The organism is Candidatus Poriferisodalis sp., from assembly GCF_965215815.1.
Taxonomy (GTDB): Bacteria; Actinomycetota; Acidimicrobiia; order Acidimicrobiales; family Poriferisodalaceae; genus Poriferisodalis.
The window spans coordinates 919,276-943,217 of record NZ_CBDCEO010000013.1; the positions used below are offsets into that span (position 1 = coordinate 919,276).

The window sequence follows — 23,942 nt, forward strand, 5'->3', positions numbered from 1 at the left end:
GCCATGGAACCTCAGCGACGACGCGTCGCACACTTGCGGGCCGGCTGATGGGAACGGTGGATCTTGCCGGGGTCGTACAGTTCGAGCGGCTCGGGGCTGAGACGGCCCTCGGGAGGACAAGTCGCCACGTCGGCCGTTGGCGATGCACCGATTTTGGAGTGAGGCCTTGGACACGCTGTTCGACGCTGCCAGAGTGAAACGGCTGGCTGGGCCACGTTCGTATGAGCGCGGTGTGGGCTACTTGCACGAACGCCGGGTCGAAACGCCGGTCGAGCGCGATGGACGGGTCCGGGCGATGGTTCGGGGCACGGTGCCCTACATCGTGGAGTTGTGGGCCGACGGTGACCGGCCCCGCTGGTCGTGTACTTGCCCTGCGGCGGAGGATGGCTCTTTCTGCAAGCACTGCGTGGCAACGGCGCTGGCGCTGCTTCCCCGCAGGGATGAGCCCGATGTCCGACCCGAGTGCGCGGCCACCGGCAGCAGCTCACCAAGAAGGCAGATCGGCTCCAGTGCCAGCGCACCCAAGCTCAGCGTCTGGGTGCGGCGCATCGACCGCGCCTTCTTCGCTCACGGCGACTTCGTGAGCTACTACGAGGCTGAAGCTTGGGCAGACGGCATCCACGTCATGATCGAGCATCTCGAGAACCTGTGCGACGCCGGCCACCCCGATGCCGTCGCCGAACTCGCAGAGCACGCCTTTGGCTGCGCCGACGAGGCCATGAACTATGTGGACGACTCTGACGGCCACCTGACCGGCATCATCGATCGGCTCTCCGAGTTGCATCTTCGATCATGCCGGGAGGGAACCGCCGACCCCGTCGAGCTCGCTGCCCGCCTGGTGAAGCTGGAACTGAGTTCGGAACTGGACGGCTTCCACCGAGCGGCCTCGAGCTATGCGGACGTGCTGGGCGACGCCGGGCTGGCCGAATACCGGCGCCGGCTCGAACCTCGGTGGCGCAAGATCAAGCCGACAGACGATCCGTACGGTGCCGCATTCGCAGTTCGCCAGGCAATGGTCGGATGGGCGCTCGCCACCGGCGACCCTGATGCCCTCATCGACGTACACAGCCGGGACGAGCCGAGTCCTCGAGACGTCCTGGAGATCGCCACTTCACTCGAATCAGCCGGCCGAACCGACGAGGCGATCTCGTGGGCGCAGCGCTGCATCGCCGAGAATCGGAACCGGCCGCGCCAATCGGACGAACTGCGCGAGTTCCTCAGCCGGCGGCTGGACGCACGAGGCGAGCACGCTGCGTCGGTCGATCTCTTCTGGCAGGCCTTCGCTGCTGATCCGACGCTCGACCGCTACCGGCAGCTTGGGGACAAGGCCCCGGGCCACGACTGGCTCGAACGCTGCATCGGCGAACTGCGCTCGAAACTGGCCCGCACGCCACGACCACCATCAGACTGGCCGCCGTCGGCGTGCAACAGCCCACCCACGCGGGCAAGGCCCCCAGTGCCTCGCGCTGCGACAGTGCTGGTGGAGATATTGCTCTTCGAAGGGCACAGCGGCGCAGCGTGGGATGCAGCAGCCGAATTCGGCTGCGGACCGGTGCTGAGACTCACACTCGCCCGCGTCCGCGAGCAGACCCACCCGCTCGACGCAATCGCCGTCTACGAATCAGAAGCGCTGTCGATCATCGGACTCAAGCGACCGGACCTCTATCGCGGTGCCGTCGACCTCATGGAGCGCATCCGCCGCCTGGCCAACTCCGCCGGTGAGCCCGAGCGCTTCGCGACGCTCTTGGAGCAGGTCCGTACCGAGCACAAGCTGAAGCGCCGCCTCATGGCCGACATCGACGAACGAGACTGGCCCACCTCAGCTTGACCGGCGGAGACCAGGTTCGAATGCGACGCCCGAGAACTACCCCTACGGGGTCTCGCGTTTGGGTTCCGTCACCAGATCGCGAACGAGTGATGGAAGGTAGCTCGCCAGCGCTTCGGCTCATAGACGTATCGCGTCGTCGAGCATCGATGTGTATGGGGCTTGGAGCGCTCGTGCGGAGCACACCTCGACATGACAGCCGAGCATTTCGACGAGGTCCATCTCAAGCCCGATCACGTCGATCACGGTTGTTCCCGGGGCGAATTCGCACACGAAATCGCAGTCGCTGTCTGGCCCATCGGCGCCACGCGCCACTGAGCCAGCCAGAGCTATCGAGGAGGCGTTGTGCTTGGCAGCCACGGCTCGGATCGCTTCACGGTGACGGTCGAGAATCACGTCACGCCGAGACATGCTTCAAGCGTAACGCCGGAGTGATCTTCGACTGAAGCCGCGCCAACCCCGCTGGCGCTCAGCTGGTCTGTCTCAGGTGACCTCGTTGGTATGCCGCGAACAGCAGCACTTCACCCGCCAGGACCAGGTGAAACACCGTCGGCAGGTAGGCAGTGAACCACCTTCCGGCGGCAAAGCTGTCCTCGCCGAGTACGCCGGCGTTGCCCCCGAGGCCGAGGACCAAGCGGGCCGACATCACGACGAAGTACAGGATCCCGAACCAAGCGATCGGCGTCACCCAGCGCCGCCCGAAGAGACTCCGGCCTGCTCGGATCCGGAGCGTCGCTACCGCAATGATCACCAGGATCACGATCTGGGACACGAACAATGCCGGAAACGGCAGGCTGCTGCCCTGCCATGCGTCCTGCGAGGGCAGGAAGCCGACACTCCACCAGCGCTGAGTGGCTTGACCCGCGACGCGGGCCAAGAACGCCACGCCCAGCGCCAGGCTCGCCGCGGCGAAGCGGTCATCGCTCACGTGGCCCTCAGCGGCACGAGAACGGCTGCAGGATCAATCCGAAGGCCCAGCCCGCCGCCGCTGCAATCGGGCACGTCGCGTCCCCGCAGCACGCCGCCGTGACCGAACATGATGATCCGATCAGTGAGATCACGCGACAGCAGGTGCGTGCCGAATGCACCTTCCGCCCCGACGATTGAGCCCGGGGCGCTCGCGATGACTGGAAGCGCTGCCCGCGTGAGCAGGCTCGTCTCCCCCACCTGGCATCCGACGATGACATCGATGCCTGCGCTCGCTGCGGCGGCCACGACGTCGAGCGACCTGACGACGCCACCCATCTTCGACACCCGCACGTTGACGATCCACCGGAACGGCTCCGCCAACGCCTCCAGCTGGTCGGCGAGCCACACGCTCTCGTCGGCGATGATCTTGATGCGGCACTCACGGGCGATCTGCGCGCACCCCTCGATGTCACCCGCCTGCAGCGGTTCCTCGATGGCGAACGCGACGTCGTCCAGTGCGTCCAAGTGCTCGATGCACGCAATGGGCGTCTCCCAGAGGTTGTTCGCATCGAGGCGAACGGTGCCCGGGCCTGAACCTCGAGAGGCAAACGGGGCCAGCTTGGCGCGGTCACGCCGGGGCGAGCCCGAGAGCTTCACCTTGAAGTCGATGAAACCCCGCGCCCGGTAACCACGGAGCTGCCATCGATACAGCGGCAACGGCATGTCGCCCACGACCGCTGTGTACGCCACGTCGGGCGGGCCCGCCGCGACACCAAGCAATTGTTCGATAGTGCAACTGCTTTCCTTGCCCAGAAGATCCAGCGCAGCGATCTCCATCGCACAGAACGCGGCTGGATTCTCGTCAATGACGCTGCGATGGGCATCGGCCCACGCCCGCAGATCGTTCACGCTCCCGACATCCGCGCAGAACGAATGGGCGTACCGGCTGACGAATGCAGCGCAGTCAGGGACCGTTTCCCCAGTCACGTACAGCCGCGGACACCCCTCGCCGTAACCGATCTTCCCGTCGGCAGCGTGAGCCGCCACGATGACGTTCTCGGCTTGGCGGCGGCTTGCGGAGGCATGCCGGAACACACGCTTGAACGGCACCGGGAACGTGAACGCTTTCAGGTGGCGGATCTGCACGCGGTGACCCGTCGAATCTCGCTCAGGCGGAGGTGAGGAAGTCGTCGAAGCCGAACGAGCACTCGGCGCTGTACTGCAAGTGGAGGTACTTGAACTGCACATCGCGTTGGCCGTCGGCGACGCGCTGCCGCCGGTAGGCGTCGCCGGTGCCCGCAGCAAGGAACCGGACGCGCAGCGGAGCGAGCCGACCGCTCGCTCGTTTCGCGCCGTACTCGACATTGGCGTGTCGCAGCGACCGCTCGATGCGGTTCGCCAAGTCGCCCGCCACGCTGGCCTCCGACACGGCGTCGCGTGTGCTCGTCAGTTCCACGTACAACGTGTAGGTCGCCTCGGCCTCGTCGGCGAGCATGATGAAGAACGGCGCTACGGTCCCGAGCTCCGCGACCGCAGCGGTTACGGCCGAGATCGCCTGGGACTCATAGAGCTTCTCGCCAGTGATGCTCGTGACTCCCTTGCCCTTCTGGACAAAGGACAGGATCGGCGTGCGATCCACCCAGCCCGTCACTCGCACGATGTCGTTCATGTCGTAGCGGTACAGACCGTCGGCTGTGGTCACGATGATGTAGTAGTCGCGTCCGGTCTCGAGGTCGGCGAGCGTGCAGGTCTGCAGGCCTCGGTCCGCTTCATCGGCGGCGTCCTCCCACGCGTCGCGATCCGCGAACTCGAAGAAGTTGTCGGCCAGGGTCGCCACGCATGAGCCCTCGATGGGATCGATGTTGACGGTGCCGCTCACCTCGCTGGCGAGATAGCCCAATTCGAACACCGGGCAACCGTTCGTCAACATTGGCCGGAGGCGCTCGACGGCCAGGCCGCAGCTCCCTCCGGTCCACGTCACCACCGCCCGCAGATCGCTCCAGATGTCGGCATAGGTGAACTCGCCGGCAGTTTCGAGGCATTGGCCCAGCGCTGCGGCTCGCTTCGGGTCCGCACGGAGCCCGAGCTGGTCGCTGCGATTCTCGACAGCGCAGTCCGCCGGCAATCTCCCTGTAGCCACTGCGTTGAGCACCATTTCGGCGTGCGTGTTGAGCACATCCATCAGCCGGACGAACGTCGACGGGTTCGCGGTTGCCATCGCCGTGATGGAGCTGTCAGCGGCACCTAGCACCGCCATCGTCAAGTAGCGGGCGTCGTAGTCAGCAATGTCCGATACCGACGCGGGCAGCACGTACCGACGGCGAAGCAGCGCACCCTGGCTCGCGTAGATCTGGCCCGATGCCGAGCCGAACGGCGTGCCTGCCGGCATCGTGCCTTCGTGCGCAGCGCCGCTCACGACGAAGACCTTGCCGCCGAGTGCCGATGTCCTCCTCGACAACGCGTATGCGGCGAGTCGCTGCAAACGTTGGATGCGGGCCAAGCCGGCCTTGGTCAGCGGGATGTTCTTGGGCGCTGCGACGGTGCCGCTGGTCTGGTTGTAATAGATCGGCTGTTCCGCGGTGAGGCAGGGCTCGCCGGTGGCCTCCTGCCGCTCGATCCCGTCCCGCAGGTCCTCATAAGTCTGCACCGGCACGGCACGCTGGTAGTCCTCGAATCCTGCGACGGCGCCGAAGCGATGATCGGCGCCGAACACCGTGCCGGCATTGTCGGACAGGATGCGTTGCAGCACCTCATCCTGAGCCGCCCGCGGATGGGCGCACGCATCGAGGAGTCGACGGTGTGTTCGCCCGCTGGCCGCGGCCAGGCCGGCTCGAAGCAGGCGGTAGCTGAAGCCGTCGGTCACGAAGACGTCGCCGCCTCGACCGCCCGTTTGTCGAGTCCTCGAATCAAAGGGGTGCGCATCTGAGCCACAAAGCCCGTCGGATATTCCCGGTTCAGCAGTCCGAGCCGTCCCACGGCTGCGTCGGCGGGCAGGTACCGGGTCCCGAACAGCACGTCCCAGATGATCAGGTTGTTGCCGAAATTGTGATCGGACTCCGCCGGAAGCTCAGAGTGGTGCCAACGGTGCAGCTCGGGGCCGCTGATGAGGTAGTTGAGCCAACCAAGGCGCACATCGCAATTGGAGTGCTGGTAGAAGCCGTTCAGCGCGTAGAAGACGAAATATGCCGCAAGCACCTCGCTTCCCACGCCCACAAGCACAAACGGCAACGCGTCAACGCAGAACTGGACCGCCTTCTCTCCTGGATGGAAGCGCCCGACGTTGAGCCAGTACAGCCGGTGCGGCGAATGGTGCACGGCGTGCCAGCGCCACATGAACGCTGAGCCGTGAAACGCCCGGTGCATCCAGTACCGGAAGAAGTCAGCCACGGCCATCATCAAGACCGCCTGCAGCGCGACTGGCCACGTGTGCGGCCACAGGCCCCCGAGCGTGAGGTCGCCTTCTCGCAACCAGCCGGCAAACGCCGTCACTGCCGCAAGTGAGAGCAGCAACGGCAGCACAACCTGCACTGCCACCATGAAGGCCACATCGGCGCGTAGGTCGGAACCGTGCGGTCGCCATTGGATGCGGTACGGCAGGGCGACCTCGTGCACCGTGACCAGCCCGGCCCCCACCAGCACCGCCATGTACGACCCAACCACGGCGGGCACGCCGAGCGATCCCAGCGTGGTGTAGATGCCGATCCCCAGCAGAATCACGACGGGATACGAGCCTCGAACTGTGAGCCTTGCGAGACCGGACGATCGGCCCCCGCCAGCGGCGTACGGCTCAGTATCCGCTCGCTCCGGCTGGGGGGCGGCCGCCATGGGCTGAGCCTAGGTTCCGCCGCGCGCAGCCGCCCTGTCGGCGGTGCAGGCGACACAGCAGCCGAATGCGCGATTCAGGTGGCTCAGTCGCCGAGGCGGACGATGGTGGTGCCGATCGTACGGCCGCCGAGCAGGTCGACGAAGGCCCCGCCAGCGGCCTCGAGGCCGTCGTAGGTGACGTGGCGGGGCACGAGCGAGCCGGCATCGATCCATTCGCGCATCTGTGCACGGGCCTCGTCGTAGCGGCCGGCGTAGGAAAACACGATGAAGCCCTGCATGCGCACTTGATTGTTCACTAGCAAGCCTGGGATGCCGCGCGGGCTCGGGTCGGGAGTGGCGGTGTCGTAGGCCGATACGGCTCCGCAGCACACGATGCGGCCGAAGGTGGCCATGCGGAACAGGGCGGAGCCCAGGATCTCGCCGCCGGTGTTGTCGAAGTACACGTTGATGCGGTCGGGTGTGGCAGCCCGGAACTCGGCCCGGAAATCGGGCGAGTGCCGGTTGAGGGCAGCGTCGAAGCCGATCTCGTCGGTCAACAGTGCGCATTTCTCGTCCGAACCGGCCACGCCCACCACCCTGGCGCCGAGCGACTTGGCGATCTGTCCGACGATGTGTCCCACCGAGCCGGCCGCTGCGGACACCACCACGGTCTCGCCTGCTTGGGGTCGGCCGACGTCCAGCAAGCCGAAGTAGGCAGTGAGCCCGTTCGTACCCAGCACACCCAGGTGCAAGGCGGGATCGAGCGAGCCATCGGCAACGCGGAGCTCGCCTCCGGCCATCACTGCATGGCGGCGCCAGCCGGTCCAGCCCACCACCGTGTCGCCCACGTTGATCCCCTCGGCGTTCGATGCCTCCACTACGCCGGCACCAGTGCCTCGCATCACGACGCCCACCTCCGGAGCGCCGGCGTAGCTGGCACTGCCCTGCAGGCCGGCCCGTTGTCCCGCGCCGATCGTGATCGCCTGCACCCGCATCAGCACCTCGCCTGGTCCCGGTTCGGGCACCTCTTCGTTCTGCATCGCGAAGTGCTCGCTGCGCAGCGGCCCGTCGGGCACCTTCGCCAGCACGACGCAGTCGGACACCCGCGCTGCACCCTGTTGTTCAGCCATGACTCGCTCCTTGGGTCTCGCCCAGCACCCGCCATGATTGCCGGTTTCCGGCGACCATTCTTCGTCCGCTCGCCGCCGGGTCGCGATCGCCCCTGCGGCCCACAATGCTCGCTAACGCCACAAGCACGGCCCAGCGCAACTATCGTCCGCTGCCGTGTACTCACGACCGCCGAAAGGCGGTGCATTGGACACGGCCGCCGAAAGGCGGTGCCGTCTATACATCCGCCACACACCGGATCGGGAGCTACCCGCATGAAATATGCCGCGCCGACCACCATCGATGAGGCCCGGGCGCTGCTCGCTGGCGATACCGACGCCATCGTGTTCGCGGGCGCCACCGACGTCGTGCCGCAGATGCGCGGTGGCCGGCCCGAGCCGTCGATGGTGATCGACCTCAAGAAGATCGACCGTCTCATGTCGGTAAGCCTCGAGGGCGACACCTGGCACGTCGGAGCCGCAGCGCCCTCGTCGTCGCTGACCGGCAATGCCGCCTTCAGTGCCGATTTCCCGGGCCTGAGCGAGGCCGCCGGCCTCATCGGGTCGGACCAGATCCAGAACCGCTCGAGCCTCGGCGGGAACCTGTGCAACGCCTCTCCCGCCGCCGACTCTGTGCCGGCTCTGGTAGTGAACGATGCGGTCGCGGTGATCGCAGGGGCACAGGGCGAGCGGCGAGTGCCCGTGGCCGACGTGGTGACGGGCCCCGGCCAGACGTCGCTAGCCCACGATGAGATCGTGGTGTGCTTCGAGCTCACCCGTTCGGCCGCCAACACTGCGGACGCTTACCTGCGGCTCATCCCGCGAACCGAGATGGACATCGCCGTGGTGGGCGCCGGCGTCCGACTCACGCTGGACGACGACGGCACCGTGAGCGGGGCCGCTGTTGCACTCGGTGCGGTGGCCCCCACCGTCGTGCGGGTGCCCGCGGCAGAAACGGCACTGGTTGGCAGCCGCCTCGACGACGCGTCGCTGGCCGCAGCAGCCGCAGCAGCCAGCGACGCCTGCAATCCCATCGACGACAAGCGGGGCACGATCAACTACCGGCGCCAGGTCACCGGTGTGCTCACCCGTCGAGCCGCACGCATCGCCGCCGACCGGATCCGCACCCGCAACGGACAGCCCGCCAATCAACAGCAAGGGGACTCCCAATGAGCCGCACCCATGTGACCTGCGAGGTCAACGGCGACACCGTCGACTTCCTCACTGACGACGGCGAATCGCTGCTCAATTCCTTGCGGGACGAGCTGGGACTCACCGGGGCCAAGGAAGGCTGCGGCACCGGCGACTGCGGTGCCTGCTCGATCATCATGAACGGGCGCCTGCAGTGCTCGTGCCTGATCTTCGCCCCCGAAGCCGACGGCGCGGCCATCACCACCTGCGAAGGCCTCGCCAACGCCGAGGGGCTGCACCCGCTGCAGCAGTGCTTCCTCGAAGGCGCCGCGCTGCAGTGCGGCATCTGCACCCCCGGGTTCCTCGTGGCCGCCAAGGCGCTGCTCGACGAGAACCCTGACCCCACCGAGACCGAAGTGCGCTACGCGCTGGCCGGCAATCTGTGCCGCTGCACCGGGTACGACAAGATCGTGCGATCGGTGCTCGACGCCGCCGTCGAGATCCGTACCGCCGCTTAGAACAGCCCGCCGAAGAACGCACAAGGACACCTGAACATGAGCACCACCGAAGCAACCCCAAGCACTGGTACCAGCAGCGACTCCGGGTACCGCTGGGTCGGCACCCGCCCGGTCCGCCACGACGGTCTCGACAAGGTCGTCGGAAAGGCGCGCTACGCGGCCGACCTGATCCTTCCGGGAATGCTGTATGGGCATATCCTGCGCTCGCCGCACCCCCACGCTCGGATCACCTCCATCGACACTTCTGCCGCAGCGGCGATGCCGGGCGTGAAGGCCGTGATCACCGGCGCCGACTTCCCCTCCGCACCCCCCAAGGGCGCCGCCCGCAATCTGATGTGCACGGTCATCGCCCGCGACAAGGTGCTCTACACCGGCCATGCAGTAGCGGCGGTGGCAGCGTCGACCCGTCACGAAGCCAAGGCAGCGGCCGAGGCCATCGAGGTCACCTACGAGTTGCTCCCCCACGTGCTCAACCTGGCCGACGCGATGGCTGACGACGCTCCGATCCTGCACGACAACCTGTTCACCCGCGGCGTCGAGCCCCGGCCCACAGAGCCGTCCAACATCGCAGCTCGCACGGTGTACGAGCGCGGCGACACCGAGCAGGGCTTTTCCGAAGCCGACATCGTGATCGAGCGGGAGTTCTCGACTCAGGCCGTGCATCAGGGCTATATCGAGCCCCACGCTTGCGTCGTGGACTGCGATCAGGAGGGCAAAGCCGTCATCTGGTGCTCTTCGCAGGGCCACTTCATGGTGCGCTCATCCACGGCGAGCGTGCTGGGTTGGGACACGTCGCGCATCAAGGTCATCCCGGCCGAGATCGGCGGCGGTTTCGGCGGCAAGACCACCATCTACATCGAGCCGGTCGCAGCGCTGCTGTCGACGAAGGCGGGCCGACCGGTCAAGATCGTGATGAGCCGCGAGGACGTCTTCTGCGCCACCGGACCCGCGCCAGGCTCGATCATCAAGATGAAGGTCGGCGCCCGCAATGACGGCACGATCACTACAGCGAAGGCCTGGCTGGCGTACGAGAACGGCGCATTTCAGGGCATCGCCGCGATGCTCGGCTGCATGTGCGTCGTGTCGTCGTACACCCTCGACCACCTCTACGTCGAAGGCTTCGATGTGGTGATGAACCGGCCGGTCAACGTGGCGTACCGCGCACCGTCGGCCCCTGCCGCAGCGTTCGCCATGGAATCGGTTGTCGATGAGATCGCCAGCCAGCTCGGCATGGATCCGATCGATCTGCGGCTCCACAACTGCCCGTCTCAGGGCGACCCGACGCCGTATGGGCCGAAGTGGCCGATGATCGGCCTGCGGGACTGCCTCGAAGCGATCCGCGACAGCGATCACTACCAGTCGGAGCCTCCCGCCGGGCCCAGCGGCGGATCGACCGCCGTCAAGCAATACGGCCGCGGCGTGGCCACCGGTTTCTGGTTCAACATCGGCGAGGCGTCGAGCGCAACCGTCAACCTGAACGAGAACGGCACGGCCACGGTGATCACCGGCAGCCCCGACATCGGGGGCAGCCGGGCATCCATGGCGATCATGGCCGCGGAGGAACTCGGTTTGGATGTGCACTTGATCCAGCCGGTCGTGGGAGACACCGAGGTCGTCGGCTTCACCGACGTCACCGAAGGCAGCCGTGCCACGTTCGCCACCGGCATGGCCGTGGTGGAAGCCTGCCGAGACCTCAAGCTGCAGCTGCGCAAGCGCGCGGCCAAGACCTGGGACTGCGACCTCGAAGAGGTCGACTGGGTGGACGGTTCGGCTGTGCATGGAACCGGCGAACAAGAACCGTTGACGCTGGCTGCCATTACCGGCAACGCGAAGCGCACCGGCGGCCCGCTGGGTACGACTGCGTCGTTGAATGCCCGCGGCGCAGGCCCGGCGTTCTCGGTCCAGGTGGCAGACATCTCCGTCGATTCCGAGACCGGCCGCATCACCGTCGAGCGTTACACCACGGCCCAGGATGCCGGCACAGCCATCCACCCGAGCTACGTCGAGGGTCAGATGCAGGGCGGCGTCGCGCAGGGCATCGGCTGGGCGCTCAACGAGGAGTACATCTACTCCGACGACGGCACGCTCGAGAACCCAGGCTTCCTGGATTACCGCATCCCGGTGACCTCCGACCTGCCCATGATCGAGACGGTCATCGTGGAGGTGCCGAACCCGTCGCATCCCTACGGTGTGCGCGGCGTCGGCGAGGTGGGCATCGTGCCGCCGCTGCCAGTGCTGGCGAACGCCGTGGCCGACGCCACCGGCTGCCGCATCAGCGATTTGCCGCTCTCGCCGCCGCGGGTGCTGGAAGCACTGACCGCGAACGACAGCTGATCTGAGACTTCATGGCGGTCGTTCACTTCTCGACCGAACAGCGCAAACACACCGGTGTTGCCGAAGTCGCCATAGATGCTGCGAACGTGCGCGAGCTCGTTCGCAGGCTCACCGACCTCTACCCCTCGCTGAACGCGCACCTCGCCGAGACCTCGTCCACCGCGGTCGCCATCGACGGCGAGCTCATCCCCGACCCGATGCTCGAAGAACTCACCGAGTCATCAGAGGTGCACTTAGTCCGCCCGCTTGCCGGCGGATAGACCAGCACAGCGCCCGCTCGCAGACGGCTTCGAGTTGACAGCGCAAGTCATTCCTGTGCCCACGATCTTGCACATAGGCACGCGATTAGATTGCTCGCCGTGTTGAGGAAGTTCGTTCTGGGCACCCTGATCGCGCTCATCGGTGCCGTGGGCGGAGTCCTCGCGGTCAATGCGTGGGAACAGTGGCGCGCGGATGGCGATGCCCCTGTCCGCACGGTCGGTGTTCCCACACTTCCCTCCGCTCCTGCCGCAGCTCACCAGCTCGATCCTCGCACCGGAGATCTCAATAGTCGAATCACGACCGCGGCCCCCCAAGAGGGGGTCGCCGTGCCTGCGCTGCATCCGCAGGTTCAAGCGCAGGGCATGGAAATTGTTCAAGTCATCATCAACGAGCACACCGACTCTTGGATGTGGTTGGGACCGGCGCTGGCTGCCGCCCAGTTCAGCTTTTTCGAGGACCTGTCTGGCAGCTGCGCAAGTGCTCTCGGCTGCTACAACCATCGCACAGGCGAGGCGTGGCTCAGTTTGGACGCGCTACGAAGGGAGCACGAGTCGTACAGCCCCTACGAGGGTCCCAGCAGCAGCGACATCGTGCTGCACGAACTCGCTCACGCGTACACGCGTTCCACTTCCAACGGCAATCAGCTCCTGAATCAGTTCATCATCCATTACGCAGGGTGCCGCAGCGATCGAGATGGCCTCAGCACGGATCGGCTGGCCGAGGAGTTGTTGGCCGACACGATGGCGATTGCGGCTATGCGGGCAACCGAGGATCCGTCAGGATTGAGTCTCTCGAGTCTCATCAAGACGCCCGCCCTTGCAGAACTCGACTACGGCTATTTCCGCACCGGCGGCTTCGACGGCTGCCTCGCCGACTCGCGAGTACCCGATCCAGCTCTCCTCAATGCGATCTACGCAGCCACGTTCGACTGCGAGTCGGATCACGCCCTTGACGTATACGAAGCCAACCAAGGCCCCTACGCGTTGACCTTGCCGTCCGACAACGAACAGACCATCCTCAAGACCTGCTACGGCGTCGAGTGTGATGCTGGCAATGACTGCCGAGGATGGTCGGAGACCGACCCGCGGCAGACAGCAGCGAGCGAGACCATCCAACATCGCAACTGCGCCGACGGAATCGTCACACTTCCCGGGCTCGGGGAAAGAGCAGGTTGGGAATCATCCTGCGGACGCTCCTACGTGCCGGACGACGTCGAGTGCGTTGTGGACTTGAACGGCAACGAAGTGAACTTGGATTACGCGTATGTCGTCTTCGCGGGAGAGATCAGCGAAGACGGCATCTGCGTGGGACTGTGGTGCAGAGATCAGACCGAGACATTCGCCATGGTTGGCGGGGCTTGTCGAAATCGGCACTGAGAGAATGCGTCAATGCGTCCGCGCCCCCGAGTAGGCCGCCCTACCGTGGAGCGCACCCACGGCGACAGGATTGCCGCTGGCGCATCACCGACCGGAGTGACGACGACGAATGGCATGATCCCAACGTGAGCTGTTGCGCGATGTCCGATGTCCACCCAGTACGTTCCTGAGCGCGTGACCCGCCCTCGCCCCGCACCGCCGCCCGACCGCGAGCCACCGCCCTACGCGCGCACGCCTCCCGAAGACCCGCTGCTGCGGCGCATCGCGGACGCCTTGCTCACCCACGACGCCAGTGCCCTGTTCCCGGGTCTCGCCCGCCGCATGGACGGCGCACAAGCACGGGTCGCACGAGCACGGATCGTGTGGTGCACCCGGTGCCTTGACTGCGCCGGACACCACCCGCAGGCCGCACACGACGCCATCCAGCGACCGCCGCCCGTGGCTGGCGAGCAGTGCCACACTTGCGGCTGCGAGATTCCCGGATATCGCCTCCGTCAATGGCGCTTGGAGTGACGCAGACCATCACGTGGACGGATGGCACCTCAGCGCAGGCATAGCTGAGATGCAGTTCCGGCTACCCGACTCAGCCGCGGAGGGGGACGTGCTGCGCTTCGAGTTCACGGTCGTCGACGACAACCATGAGACCCTTGAGTTTGTCAGCACCATCGAGTTGGAGGTCAAGCCTCCCAAGAAAGCCGGTCAGCCAGATGACACACCCCGTAGGCCGAAACCGCGGCCGCCGAAGAGTGACACTCCCGATATCAAAGAGGTCCGAGGAGAATACTGACCTCAGCAGGTGCCCGAGCCATTCGACCGCAACGCTGCAGGCGCTCCATACCGGGAGCGCTTGCCGCATGGATTGGCACTGAACAAGAGCCGTCTACTCCGTGGCCTTTGGATGGCCGGTGCCCGCGTGGGTGACCCAGACCGTTTGCTTGGCGTCGTCGATGCAGTACCAAATGCGACCACCGGAGGTGACTTCGTACTGCCAGTGCTCCATCTGGATGCCATTGATATGGGCACGCTCGTACGAACTTTGAAGCGGCTTCTGGCGGCCGTCCCAGCGACGAGGATCCTCCGTGATCCGCTCCCAAGCTGAACGGGCATTGTTCGGCGCACTTGAGCAAAGGTCGTCCCAGCCGCGCGCCGCGACGTTGTTCCCGAAGCGCATGTCCCACCCATCTGGACGCTGCGGAGGCGCGACCCTCTCACGTCGCTTCGGCATGTATCGACTGCGGTGCCTTCAGAGGGCCGGGCGTGGGACACGACCGGCGTGCGTCACCTCGAACGGGCCTGACAACCGGCGCGACAATTCAGGGCTGGCATGAACCTCGGCAGTGGCCTTCCACGCATCCACGAGCAGACCAACCGGAGCAAAGTCGCCAATCGAATCAACCGCCAGCAATTGCTTCGTCAAGTCCACAGCAAAGAGCTCGCGTTCATCGGGCGGCAGGAACTTCACCCAGGGGTAGGCATCGCTGAGCACTTCTTCCAGAGCAGCCGGATGGTTCGCCGCCAGGTTGCGCAACATCCGAGCCACACTGCCAAACACCTCGTCGCGCGCGTTTTCTCGGTCGACACGGCACAAGCGAAGCGCTGGAGCATTCCGGCGGCGCAGCACTACATCGCTATTGGCGAGTTCGGCCACGACCTCCTTGGGGTGGCGCAAGAACTCAGAGAACGTCCGCTCGATCACCTGCATGCCGCTACCTTACCTGAACAAGTTCAGAAGTCAGGCGCGACGGCACCTAAAGCTCTCTCACGCGAGGCAGACTATGCAGCGCTACGCCTGCAGACGAAAGCCCCGGAAACATCCGCGCTTCGGCAAATGTCCAGGGTTGCGCCCTTGCCGGAACGCTTGCCAGCGAAGCACCCACGCCCGCCACGAGGGCGTTGCGTCCAGCTAGGGCTGGACCTTGAGCTCGATCTCGACGCCGGCGGGGAGGTCGAGACGCTGGAGCGAGTCGACCGTCTTGTCGGTGGGGTCGATCACGTCGATGAGGCGCTTGTGGATGCGCATCTCGAAGTGCTCGCGCGAGTCCTTGTCCTTGTGGGGTGACCGCACGACGGTGTAGCGGTGCTTTTCCGTCGGCAGCGGTATAGGCCCGCGGACCTTCGCGTTGGTACGCAGCACCGTTTCGGTGATCTTCTGTGCGGACTGGTCCACGATCTCGTGGTCATAGGCCTTAAGCCGCATACGGATCCGAGGTGCTGCCATGTGAACGCCTGACTGGTCGCTTCTGTTACTGAATGATCTTGGTGACTCGGCCGGCACCGACGGTGCGGCCGCCCTCGCGGATGGCGAAGCGCAAGCCCTCGTCCATCGCGATCGGATTGATGAGCTCAACCGTCATCTCGGTGTTGTCGCCCGGCATGCACATCTCGGTGCCTTCAGGAAGCTCGACGACCCCGGTGATGTCGGTGGTGCGGAAGTAGAACTGCGGCCGGTAGTTCGAGAAGAACGGCTTGTGACGACCGCCCTCGTTCTTGTCGAGAATGTACACCTGTGCCTCGAACTTGGTGTGCGGCGTGATCGCGCCCTTCTTGGTGCAGACCTGACCGCGCTCGACATCATCCTTGCCGGTGCCTCGCAGCAGCAGTCCGACGTTGTCGCCCGCCTGGCCGTGATCGAGGATCTTGCGGAACATTTCGACACCGGTGACCGTCGTGGTCTGCGTGTTGCGGATGCCGACGATCTCGATCTCTTCGCCGGTATTGATGATGCCCTGCTCGATCTTGCCGGTCACCACGGTGCCGCGGCCAGTGATCGAGAACACGTCTTCGATCGGCATCAGGAACGGGCGGGCGTTGTCGCGCTCGGGTTCCGGTACGTAGTCGTCCACCGCATTCATCAGCTCGATGACTTGCTCGCCAGCGGCCGCGTCGCCTTCCAGCGCGTTGAGCGCCGAGACCCGAATTACCGGCACGTCCTCGCCGGGGAATTCGTACTCGCTGAGGAGCTCGCGCACCTCCAGCTCGACGAGCTCGAGCAGCTCCTCATCGTCGACCATGTCGACCTTGTTGAGTGCGACCACGATGAAAGGCACGCCGACCTGGCGGGCCAGCAGCACATGCTCACGGGTCTGGGGCATCGGGCCGTCGGCAGCAGACACGACCAGGATGGCCCCGTCCACCTGGGCGGCGCCGGTGATCATGTTCTTGATGTAGTCGGCGTGGCCGGGCATGTCGACGTGTGCGTAGTGCCGGTTCGCCGTCTCGTACTCCACGTGAGCAATCGAGATGGTGATGCCGCGCTCGCGCTCTTCGGGTGCCTTGTCGATCTCGTCGAAGGCCGTTGCCTGGCCGCCGACCTGTTCAGCAAGAACTCGTGTGATGGCGGCCGTCAGGGTTGTCTTGCCGTGGTCGATGTGTCCCATCGTGCCCACGTTGACGTGAGGCTTCGTCCGCTCAAAACGCTCTTTGGCCATGTCTTACCCACCTTTCGGGGTTCTGCTCGCCTATCGGGGGAGAGTGAGGTGCAGGGGATGTCTTTGTTTCTTCACCGTATTGAACGGTGAGAGGTTAGAGACGCTGTGGCCCAGTTCCAATAAACCCGGCCAAATAACTCAGGAGAGGGACGGCTGTTTTGCCCGCCAACGGCGGGCCGGATCATTCGCCGCGGATGCGCTTGATGATCTCGTCGGCAATGTTGCGAGGCACCTGTTCGTACTTGTCGAACTGCATGCTGTACGTGGCTCGGCCTTGGGTACGGGACCGCAGATCGTTGGCGTAGCCGAACATGTCTGACAGCGGCACCTTGGCGTCGATCACCTGGTTGACGCCACGCAGCTCCATCTGCCCGACACGGCCGCGCCGGGAGTTCAGGTCGCCGATGACATCTCCCATGTAGTCCTCGGGCGTCACGACCTCCACCGACATGACCGGTTCGAGCAGGACCGGCCGCGCCAGCCTGGCTGCGTCACGCATGGCCATCGTACCGGCGATCTTGAACGCCATTTCCGAGGAGTCCACGTCGTGATGGTTGCCGTCGACAAGATCGACGGCCACGTCCACCAGCGGAAAGCCTGCCAGCGGGCCGTTCTCCAGCGACGACTGCAAGCCCGCGTTGACTGAGTTGATGTACTCGCGCGGGATGGCGCCGCCGCGAATGCGGTCGTCGAAGACGTATCCCTCGCCCGGCTCGGACGGTCGCAGATTGATGACCACCACCGCGTACTGGCCCGAACCGCCGGTCTGCTTGATGTGGCGGTACTCGAACTTGTTGACCGGCGCGGTGATTGTCTCTCGGTAGGCCACCTGCGGCTTGCCGATCGAGGCGTCAACCTTGAATTCCCGCAGCATCCGGTCGACGAGCACCTCGAGATGCAGCTCGCCCATGCCCGAGATCACCGTCTGGCCGGTCTCGAGGTCGGACTTGACCTGGAAGGTGGGATCTTCCTCGCTGAGAGCTGTGAGCGCCCTGCCCAGCTTGTCCTGGTCGCCCTTGGACTTCGGCTCGACAGCGACGTGCACGACTGGATCGGGGAACTTGAGCTGTTCGAGCACGATCGGCTTCGAAGAATCGCACAGCGTGTCGCCAGTGCGGGTGTTCTTCAAACCGATGCCAGCGACGATGTCGCCGGTTGCGATGTCGTCACGGTCCTCGCGATTGTTGGCGTGCATCTGCAGGATGCGCCCGATGCGCTCGCGATTGCCCGTCGTAGTGTTGAGCACCTGGCCGCCACGTTCCAGGCGGCCGCTGTATACCCGGAAGTAGATGAGCTTGCCGACGTGGGGGTCGGTCATGATCTTGAACGCCAGCGCCGAGAATGGCTCGCTGTCGTCGGGCTTGCGCTCCAGCTCATCGTTGCCATTGAGAGAGCTGCCCGAGATCGCGGGGATGTCCACCGGCGAAGGCAAGTACATCGTCACTGCGTCGAGCAGTGGCTGAACTCCCTTGTTCTTGAAGGCGCTGCCGGTGAGCACCGGGACGATCTGGCCCTCGATGGTGCCCTGCCGGATCGCCCGCCGCACCGTGGCAGTGTCGACATCGTCGCCTTCGAGATAGGCCAGCATGATGTCTTCGTCGACATCCGCTAGACGCTCGAGTAGCTTGCTGCGGTACTCCTGCGCCTGGTCGGCAAGATCGGCAGGTATGTCGACGGTGTCGTAGGTGGCGCCGAGATCCTCGCCCTTCCACACCACGGCGTTCATCTCGACGAGGTCCACCACCCCTTCGAAACCGGCCTCAATTCCGATCGGCAGCTGCAGCACGGCGGTGTTGGGAGTCAGCCGGTCCTCGATGCTGGCCAGGGAGCCGAAGAACGAAGCGCCCGTGCGGTCCAGCTTGTTGATGAAGCACATCCGCGGCACGCCATAGCGGTCGGCTTGCCGCCACACCGTCTCGGTCTGCGGTTCCACGCCCGCCACGCCGTCGAACACGGCGACGGCGCCGTCGAGCACCCGCAGCGAGCGCTCCACCTCGACGGTGAAGTCGACGTGGCCCGGCGTGTCGATGATGTTGATGATGTGATCGTTCCAGTGGCAGGTGGTGGCAGCCGAGGTGATGGTGATTCCCCGCTCCTGCTCCTGCTCCATCCAGTCCATCGTGGCGGCGCCATCGTGGACCTCACCGATCTTGTAGTTGACGCCGGTGTAGTAGAGGATCCGCTCTGTCACCGTTGTCTTGCCCGCGTCGATATGGGCCATGATCCCGATGTTGCGGACGCGGTCGAGAGGTTGTATTCGAGCCATTGCAGCGCTGCCCCGGTAGCTCAGATCACCAGCGATAGTGCGCGAAGGCCTTGTTGGCCTCTGCCATGCGGTGCGTGTCCTCACGCCGCTTGGCAGCCGAGCCGGTGCCGTTGGAGGCATCCATCAGCTCGTTCGCGAGACGCTCCGACATCGTGCGCTCCCGACGTTCGCGGGAAAAGCCCACGATCCAGCGGATCGCCAGCGCGGTGGCACGGCGGGGTCGTACTTCGACGGGCACTTGGTAGGTGGCGCCGCCGACACGGCGACTCTTCACCTCGACTTGCGGGCGGGTGTTGTCGACCGCTCGCTTCAGAATCTCGAGCGGCTCGCCGCCCGTCCGCTCGCCGACGAGATCCATCGCCTGGTACACGATGCGTTCGGCCAGTGACCGCTTGCCGCGCCGCAGCACCTTGTTGATGAATTGGGTGACCAGCGTGGAGTCGTACACGGGGTCGGGAGCGATATCGCGGCGGGGCGCTGCACCTCGGCGGGGCATATCAGGACTCCCGCTTGGCGCCGTAGCGCGAGCGCGCCTGCCGGCGGGCGCTCACACCCGAGGCATCCAGCGCACCGCGGATGATCTTGTAGCGGACGCCGGGCAGATCCTTCACCCGGCCGCCGCGAACCAGAACGATGCTGTGCTCTTGGAGGTTGTGGCCCTCGCCCGGGATGTAGGCGGTCACCTCGACACCACTAGTGAGGCGCACTCGGGCAACCTTGCGCAAGGCGGAGTTCGGCTTCTTCGGCGTGTGCGTGTACACGCGCGTGCAGACCCCGCGCCGCTGCGGCGATCCCTTCAACGCAGGCGTGCGAACCTTCGTCGATTTCGACTTGCGGCCCTTGCGGACCAGTTGCTGGATCGTGGGCACCAAGACCTCTATGGCTGGGGAAGCTGTAAGTGGGACAGTTTTGCGGACAGTGCTGGGCAAGTCTGAGAGGAGCCCCACCGGCAGCGCACCTGACTGAGAAAGCAGGCTAGGCAGCGCGTCCCGACACGACAACCGCCAGCGACGGAACGACCAGGCCGCTCAGCTGGCGTCGGTGACCGACGCCACCTTCGCGTCGAGTCCGGTCTCGTCGAAATCGGTCTCGTCGCCGATCGAGGCCAGCCATGCGGCCGGATCCTCGGCGTCTTCGGACGACCAGAACTCCATCGGTTCGTACTCGGGGGCGACCGTCTCGATGTTGCGGTAGCACTCCTGGCCCGTTCCCGCAGGAATGAGCTTGCCGATAATGATGTTCTCCTTGAGGCCCTTCAAGCCGTCGCGGCGCGACTCGATGGCGGCCTCGGTCAGCACGCGGGTCGTCTCCTGGAAGGACGCAGCCGACAACCACGACTCGGTCGCCAACGACGCCTTCGTGATGCCCATGATGATCGGGCGGCCCTCAGCGGGGCGGCTGCTTTGGGCCACCAGCTCGCGGTTGGCCTCGCGATAGATCCGCTGGTCGACCTGTTCGCCGGGCAAGAACGGCGAATCGCCCTGGTCGCCTACGAGCACTCGCCGGGTCATCTGGCGGATGATCAACTCGATGTGCTTGTCGTGGATCGACACGCCCTGCTCGCGGTACACCTTCTGGACCTCGGAAACGAGGTACTGCTGGGTCTCGCGCACACCACGGATCTCAATGAGCTCCTTGGGATCGCGTGGTCCGTCCACGAGCGGGTCGCCAGCGCGGATGTCCTGACCGTCGACGACCGCTAGGCGTGACATCGACGGGACGGTGTAGGTGTCCTCGGAGCCGTCGTCACCGATGACGTCGATTTGGCGGCCCCGGCCGTCGTCCTCGCCGATGCGCACCACGCCCGAGCGGCGGGCCAAGACAGCCTTGCCGCGCGGGGTACGCGCCTCGAACAGCTCCACGACGCGGGGCAGACCGCCAGCGATGTTCTCGCCGCCGATGACACCGCCGGTGTGGAAGGTCCGCATGGTCAGCTGCGTGCCGGGCTCACCAATGGACTGCGCGGCAATGACGCCGACCGCCTCGCCCACCTCGATCAGCTTGCCCGTTGCCAGTGATCCGCCATAGGCCGTGGTCGACACGCCGAACTCGGAGTCGTCGGTGAGGGGGGACAGCACACGTACTCCCGTGACCTCAGGATCGTCGCGCAGCGCAATCAGCTCGTCATCGCCGATCAGCCTCCCGGCTTCGAACACAGTGCCATCACTGAGCGTCACCTCCGCCGCGAGGCAGCGGCTGAACAGCCGCGTGTCAAGGTGCGTGCGCTTGTCCGGCCTGTCAGCGCCGATGTCATCGATCCACAGCCCGTTCACCGGACCAGGGCGGTCGAAAGGATTCTCGCTGTTGATGATGAGCTCTTGAGCCACATCGACAAGACGGCGCGTGAGATAGCCCGAGTCTGCGGTTCGCAGCGCCGTGTCGACCAAACCCTTGCGGGCGCCTGGCGTGGAGATGAAGTACTCCAGTGTGGCGAGGCCTTCCCGGTACGAGGACTTGATCGGGCGCGGGATGATGTCGCCACGAGGGTTGGCCACCAGCCCGCGTATCGCCGCGATCTGGCGCACCTGCATCATGTTTCCGCGGGCACCTGAGGCGACCATCATGTCGATCGGGTTGAAGGTGGTCTTGGCCAGTTCCGCCTCGAGCGAACGCCGCACCTCGTCGGTGGCGTCGGTCCAGATCTCCACTTCCTTCTGACGCCGCTCACCGTCGGTGATGATGCCGCGTCGGAATTGGGTCTCGACTCGCTCCGCCTCGCCTTCGTGTCGCTCGAGGATCTCGGCCTTGTCCGGCGGCGTACGCACGTCGTCGACCGAGATCGTCAGACCTGAGCGGCTGGCGTAGGAGTAGCAGAGGTCCTTGATGTGGTCCAGGCTCGTCGCAATGTCGCTGGTGGTGTAGTTGTCCGAGAGCGTGCGGACGATCTGGCCCATTTCGCTCTTGCGGACAGCGCGATTGATGTACTCAAAGTCGTCGGGCAATGTGGCGTTGAACAGCGCACGACCGGGCGTGGTCGGGATGAACCCGCCGTCGCCGTCGCTGAGCTGCGGGATACGCCACTCGATGAGCTGGTGCAATACAACCTGGGACCCCTCGAGCGCCCGCTCGATCTGGTGCAGGTGACGGAAGATGGGCTTGTCAGCGTCGGGATTGTTGAGATCTTGCTTATCGCCGCGCATGGGCAACTCGGTCAGGTAATAGCTGCCGATCAGCATGTCCTGGCTGGGCACGGTCATCGGCCGGCCGTCGGCCGGGCTCAGAATGTTGTTGGCCGACAGCATCAGGACCCGGGCTTCAGCTTGGGCCTCCGAGGACAGCGGCAGGTGAACGGCCATCTGGTCGCCGTCGAAGTCGGCGTTGAACGCGGCGCACACCAGTGGGTGGATCTGGACTGCCTTGCCTTCCACCAGCAGCGGTTCGAATGCCTGGATGCCAAGCCGGTGCAGCGTGGGTGCCCGGTTCAGCAGCACCGGGTGTTCCTTGATGACGTCCTCGAGCACGTCCCAGACGTCAGCGCGTCGGCGCTCCACCATCCGCTTGGCCGACTTGATGTTCTGGGCGATCTCTGAGTCGACCAGCCGCTTCATGACGAACGGCTTGAACAGCTCCAACGCCATCAGCTTGGGCAGCCCGCACTGGTGCAGGCGCAGCGTGGGTCCCGCAACGATGACCGACCGGCCCGAGTAGTCCACTCGCTTGCCGAGCAGGTTCTGGCGGAAACGGCCCTGCTTGCCCTTCAACATGTCCGACAGCGACTTCAGCGCCCGGTTGCCGGGACCTGTCACAGGACGGCCCCTTCGACCGTTATCGAACAGCGCATCCACCGCCTCTTGCAGCATGCGCTTCTCGTTGTTGACGATGATCTCGGGTGCCCGCAGATCCAGCAAACGCTTGAGCCGGTTGTTCCGGTTGATGACCCGGCGGTACAGGTCGTTGAGATCGGACGTCGCGAAGCGGCCGCCGTCAAGCTGGACCATCGGCCGCAGGTCCGGCGGGATGCACGGCACGGCATCGAGAATCATCGCCCGAGGATCGTTGATGCGACGACCGTGCTCGTCACGCCGGTTGAAGGCGCTCAGGATCTTGAGACGCTTGATCGCCTTCTGCTTGCGCTGCGCGGACAGCGGACGGCGCCCGTCCGAGGCCTCGATGGCGACGCGAAGCTCGGCCTCTTCTGTGTCGAAGTCCATGTTGGCCATGAGTTGCGCAATGGACTCGGCGCCCATGCCGCCTTCGAAGTACTGGCCGTAGCGATCCTGCAGCTCGCGCCAGAGATCCTCGTCGTCGATGATCATCCGCTCGTGCAGATCTTTGAGCGCGGCAAACGCGCGCTCAACGAGGTCCTTTTCTTCAGCGGCTTCTTCGTCGAGCGCCTCGAGATCGCGTTCGGACTCACGCTGGGCCGACCGCAAGTCGCGCTCACGAGCGCCATCGGTCTCCAGCGATGCCAGCTCGCCTTCGAGCTCGCCAAGCCGTTCGGCCCGCCGCTCAGCGAGTTCCTCGTCAATGACGGCGATCTCCTCGGCCTTCTCGGCCTCGAGCCGCGGCACGTCGGTGTGCAGCTTCTCGCTCTCGACCTTGGTGACGAGGTTCGCAGCAAAGTAGATGACGCGTTCGAGCGCCTTGGCCTTGAGCTCCTGGCGGGGATCGAGGCCGGTCAGGAAGTACGCCAGCCACGAGCGAGTGCCGCGCAGGTACCAGATGTGCACCACCGGCGCTGCCAGCTCGATGTGGCCCATGCGCTCACGTCGCACCTTGGAGCGGGTGACCTCCACGCCACAGCGCTCGCAGATGATTCCCTTGAATCGGACGCGCTTGTACTTGCCGCAACCGCACTCCCAGTCCTTGGTGGGACCGAAGATCTTCTCGCAGAACAAGCCGTCTTTCTCGGGCTTGAGCGTGCGGTAGTTGATGGTTTCCGGCTTGCGGACCTCGCCGTTGGACCATGTGCGGATGGCGTCGGCAGTCGCTAAGCCGATCCGGATGTCAGAGAAGTCGTTGACGTCGATCATGTTGTGTGTCA

At 65.3% G+C, this 23,942-nt stretch carries 22 protein-coding genes; 8 read left to right on the forward strand and 14 right to left on the reverse strand.

Annotated features, from left to right (window positions below; genetic code table 11):
- Window positions 1–193: 193 nt before the first annotated feature.
- Window positions 194–1,828: a DUF6880 family protein gene (locus tag ACOOHB_RS14080; protein ID WP_420445463.1), complete on the forward strand. Its 1,635-nt coding sequence runs from the start codon at window positions 194–196 to the stop codon at window positions 1,826–1,828.
- 117 nt (window positions 1,829–1,945) lie between these two features.
- On the opposite strand, the gene ACOOHB_RS14085 is transcribed toward ACOOHB_RS14080, so the two are convergent.
- The 6 genes from ACOOHB_RS14085 to ACOOHB_RS14110 form a co-directional block, all read right to left on the reverse strand.
- The gene (locus ACOOHB_RS14085; RefSeq protein WP_420445464.1) at window positions 1,946–2,236 is read right to left on the reverse strand and encodes a nucleotidyltransferase family protein; all 291 of its coding nucleotides are present in this window, start codon (window positions 2,234–2,236) and stop codon (window positions 1,946–1,948) included.
- A gap of 58 nt (window positions 2,237–2,294) precedes the next feature.
- Window positions 2,295–2,753 carry a hypothetical protein gene (locus ACOOHB_RS14090; RefSeq protein WP_420445465.1) on the reverse strand — a complete coding sequence of 153 codons (459 nt, stop codon included), beginning with the start codon at window positions 2,751–2,753 and terminating at the stop codon, window positions 2,295–2,297.
- On the reverse strand, window positions 2,750–3,880 hold the full coding sequence (locus ACOOHB_RS14095) for a mandelate racemase/muconate lactonizing enzyme family protein (protein WP_420445466.1): 1,131 nt from the start codon (window positions 3,878–3,880) through the stop codon (window positions 2,750–2,752). Before ACOOHB_RS14095 ends, ACOOHB_RS14090 begins: the two co-directional genes overlap by 4 nt.
- Window positions 3,881–3,902: 22 nt before the next feature.
- Entirely contained in the window at window positions 3,903–5,597 is a 1,695-nt protein-coding gene (locus tag ACOOHB_RS14100) for a GH3 auxin-responsive promoter family protein (protein ID WP_420445467.1), read from the reverse strand.
- The gene (locus ACOOHB_RS14105) at window positions 5,594–6,559 is read right to left on the reverse strand and encodes a sterol desaturase family protein (RefSeq protein ID WP_420445468.1); all 966 of its coding nucleotides are present in this window, start codon (window positions 6,557–6,559) and stop codon (window positions 5,594–5,596) included. The genes ACOOHB_RS14100 and ACOOHB_RS14105 overlap by 4 nt, the downstream gene beginning before the upstream one ends.
- Before the next feature lie 83 nt (window positions 6,560–6,642).
- Complete coding sequence (locus ACOOHB_RS14110; RefSeq protein ID WP_420445469.1) at window positions 6,643–7,668, reverse strand: NADP-dependent oxidoreductase; 1,026 nt, start codon at window positions 7,666–7,668, stop codon at window positions 6,643–6,645.
- 252 nt (window positions 7,669–7,920) lie between these two features.
- Here ACOOHB_RS14110 and ACOOHB_RS14115 point away from each other — a divergent pair, with 252 nt between their 5' ends.
- The 7 genes from ACOOHB_RS14115 (at window position 7,921) to ACOOHB_RS14145 (ending at window position 14,051) form a co-directional block, all read left to right on the forward strand.
- Entirely contained in the window at window positions 7,921–8,817 is an 897-nt protein-coding gene (locus ACOOHB_RS14115; RefSeq protein WP_420445470.1) for an FAD binding domain-containing protein, read from the forward strand.
- On the forward strand, window positions 8,814–9,293 hold the full coding sequence (locus ACOOHB_RS14120; RefSeq protein WP_420445471.1) for a (2Fe-2S)-binding protein: 480 nt from the start codon (window positions 8,814–8,816) through the stop codon (window positions 9,291–9,293). Before ACOOHB_RS14115 ends, ACOOHB_RS14120 begins: the two co-directional genes overlap by 4 nt.
- Before the next feature lie 36 nt (window positions 9,294–9,329).
- The gene (locus ACOOHB_RS14125; protein ID WP_420445472.1) at window positions 9,330–11,627 is read left to right on the forward strand and encodes a xanthine dehydrogenase family protein molybdopterin-binding subunit; all 2,298 of its coding nucleotides are present in this window, start codon (window positions 9,330–9,332) and stop codon (window positions 11,625–11,627) included.
- Window positions 11,628–11,638: 11 nt separating this feature from the next.
- On the forward strand, window positions 11,639–11,887 hold the full coding sequence (locus ACOOHB_RS14130; protein ID WP_420445473.1) for a MoaD/ThiS family protein: 249 nt from the start codon (window positions 11,639–11,641) through the stop codon (window positions 11,885–11,887).
- Window positions 11,888–11,986: 99 nt separating this feature from the next.
- Window positions 11,987–13,264 (forward strand): hypothetical protein, encoded by a 1,278-nt coding sequence (locus tag ACOOHB_RS14135; RefSeq protein ID WP_420445474.1) that lies wholly within the window; start codon window positions 11,987–11,989, stop codon window positions 13,262–13,264.
- A 174-nt stretch (window positions 13,265–13,438) separates the two neighbouring features.
- Entirely contained in the window at window positions 13,439–13,777 is a 339-nt protein-coding gene (locus ACOOHB_RS14140; protein WP_420445475.1) for a hypothetical protein, read from the forward strand.
- 13 nt (window positions 13,778–13,790) lie between these two features.
- A complete protein-coding gene (locus tag ACOOHB_RS14145; protein ID WP_420445476.1) occupies window positions 13,791–14,051 on the forward strand; it encodes a hypothetical protein in 261 nt (86 codons plus the stop codon).
- Window positions 14,052–14,144: 93 nt separating this feature from the next.
- Here ACOOHB_RS14145 and ACOOHB_RS14150 read toward each other — a convergent pair whose 3' ends face one another.
- The 8 genes from ACOOHB_RS14150 to rpoC all read right to left on the reverse strand — a co-directional run bounded on the left by ACOOHB_RS14150 (window position 14,145) and on the right by rpoC (window position 23,931).
- A complete protein-coding gene (locus ACOOHB_RS14150; RefSeq protein WP_420445477.1) occupies window positions 14,145–14,435 on the reverse strand; it encodes a hypothetical protein in 291 nt (96 codons plus the stop codon).
- Window positions 14,436–14,507: 72 nt separating this feature from the next.
- Complete coding sequence (locus ACOOHB_RS14155) at window positions 14,508–14,966, reverse strand: hypothetical protein (RefSeq protein WP_420445478.1); 459 nt, start codon at window positions 14,964–14,966, stop codon at window positions 14,508–14,510.
- A 201-nt stretch (window positions 14,967–15,167) separates the two neighbouring features.
- Window positions 15,168–15,482 (reverse strand): 30S ribosomal protein S10, encoded by a 315-nt coding sequence (gene rpsJ, locus ACOOHB_RS14160; RefSeq protein ID WP_419554758.1) that lies wholly within the window; start codon window positions 15,480–15,482, stop codon window positions 15,168–15,170.
- Window positions 15,483–15,507: 25 nt separating this feature from the next.
- Window positions 15,508–16,692, reverse strand: coding sequence for an elongation factor Tu (tuf, locus tag ACOOHB_RS14165; protein ID WP_420445479.1), 1,185 nt, complete (start codon window positions 16,690–16,692; stop codon window positions 15,508–15,510).
- 181 nt (window positions 16,693–16,873) lie between these two features.
- Window positions 16,874–18,958 (reverse strand): elongation factor G, encoded by a 2,085-nt coding sequence (gene fusA / locus ACOOHB_RS14170; RefSeq protein ID WP_420445480.1) that lies wholly within the window; start codon window positions 18,956–18,958, stop codon window positions 16,874–16,876.
- 25 nt (window positions 18,959–18,983) lie between these two features.
- Entirely contained in the window at window positions 18,984–19,454 is a 471-nt protein-coding gene (gene rpsG / locus ACOOHB_RS14175; protein WP_420445481.1) for a 30S ribosomal protein S7, read from the reverse strand.
- 1 nt (window position 19,455) lies between these two features.
- Window positions 19,456–19,827 (reverse strand): 30S ribosomal protein S12, encoded by a 372-nt coding sequence (gene rpsL / locus ACOOHB_RS14180; RefSeq protein ID WP_419554762.1) that lies wholly within the window; start codon window positions 19,825–19,827, stop codon window positions 19,456–19,458.
- 159 nt (window positions 19,828–19,986) lie between these two features.
- Window positions 19,987–23,931: a DNA-directed RNA polymerase subunit beta' gene (gene rpoC / locus ACOOHB_RS14185; protein WP_420445482.1), complete on the reverse strand. Its 3,945-nt coding sequence runs from the start codon at window positions 23,929–23,931 to the stop codon at window positions 19,987–19,989.
- Between the last annotated feature and the right edge of the window lie 11 nt (window positions 23,932–23,942).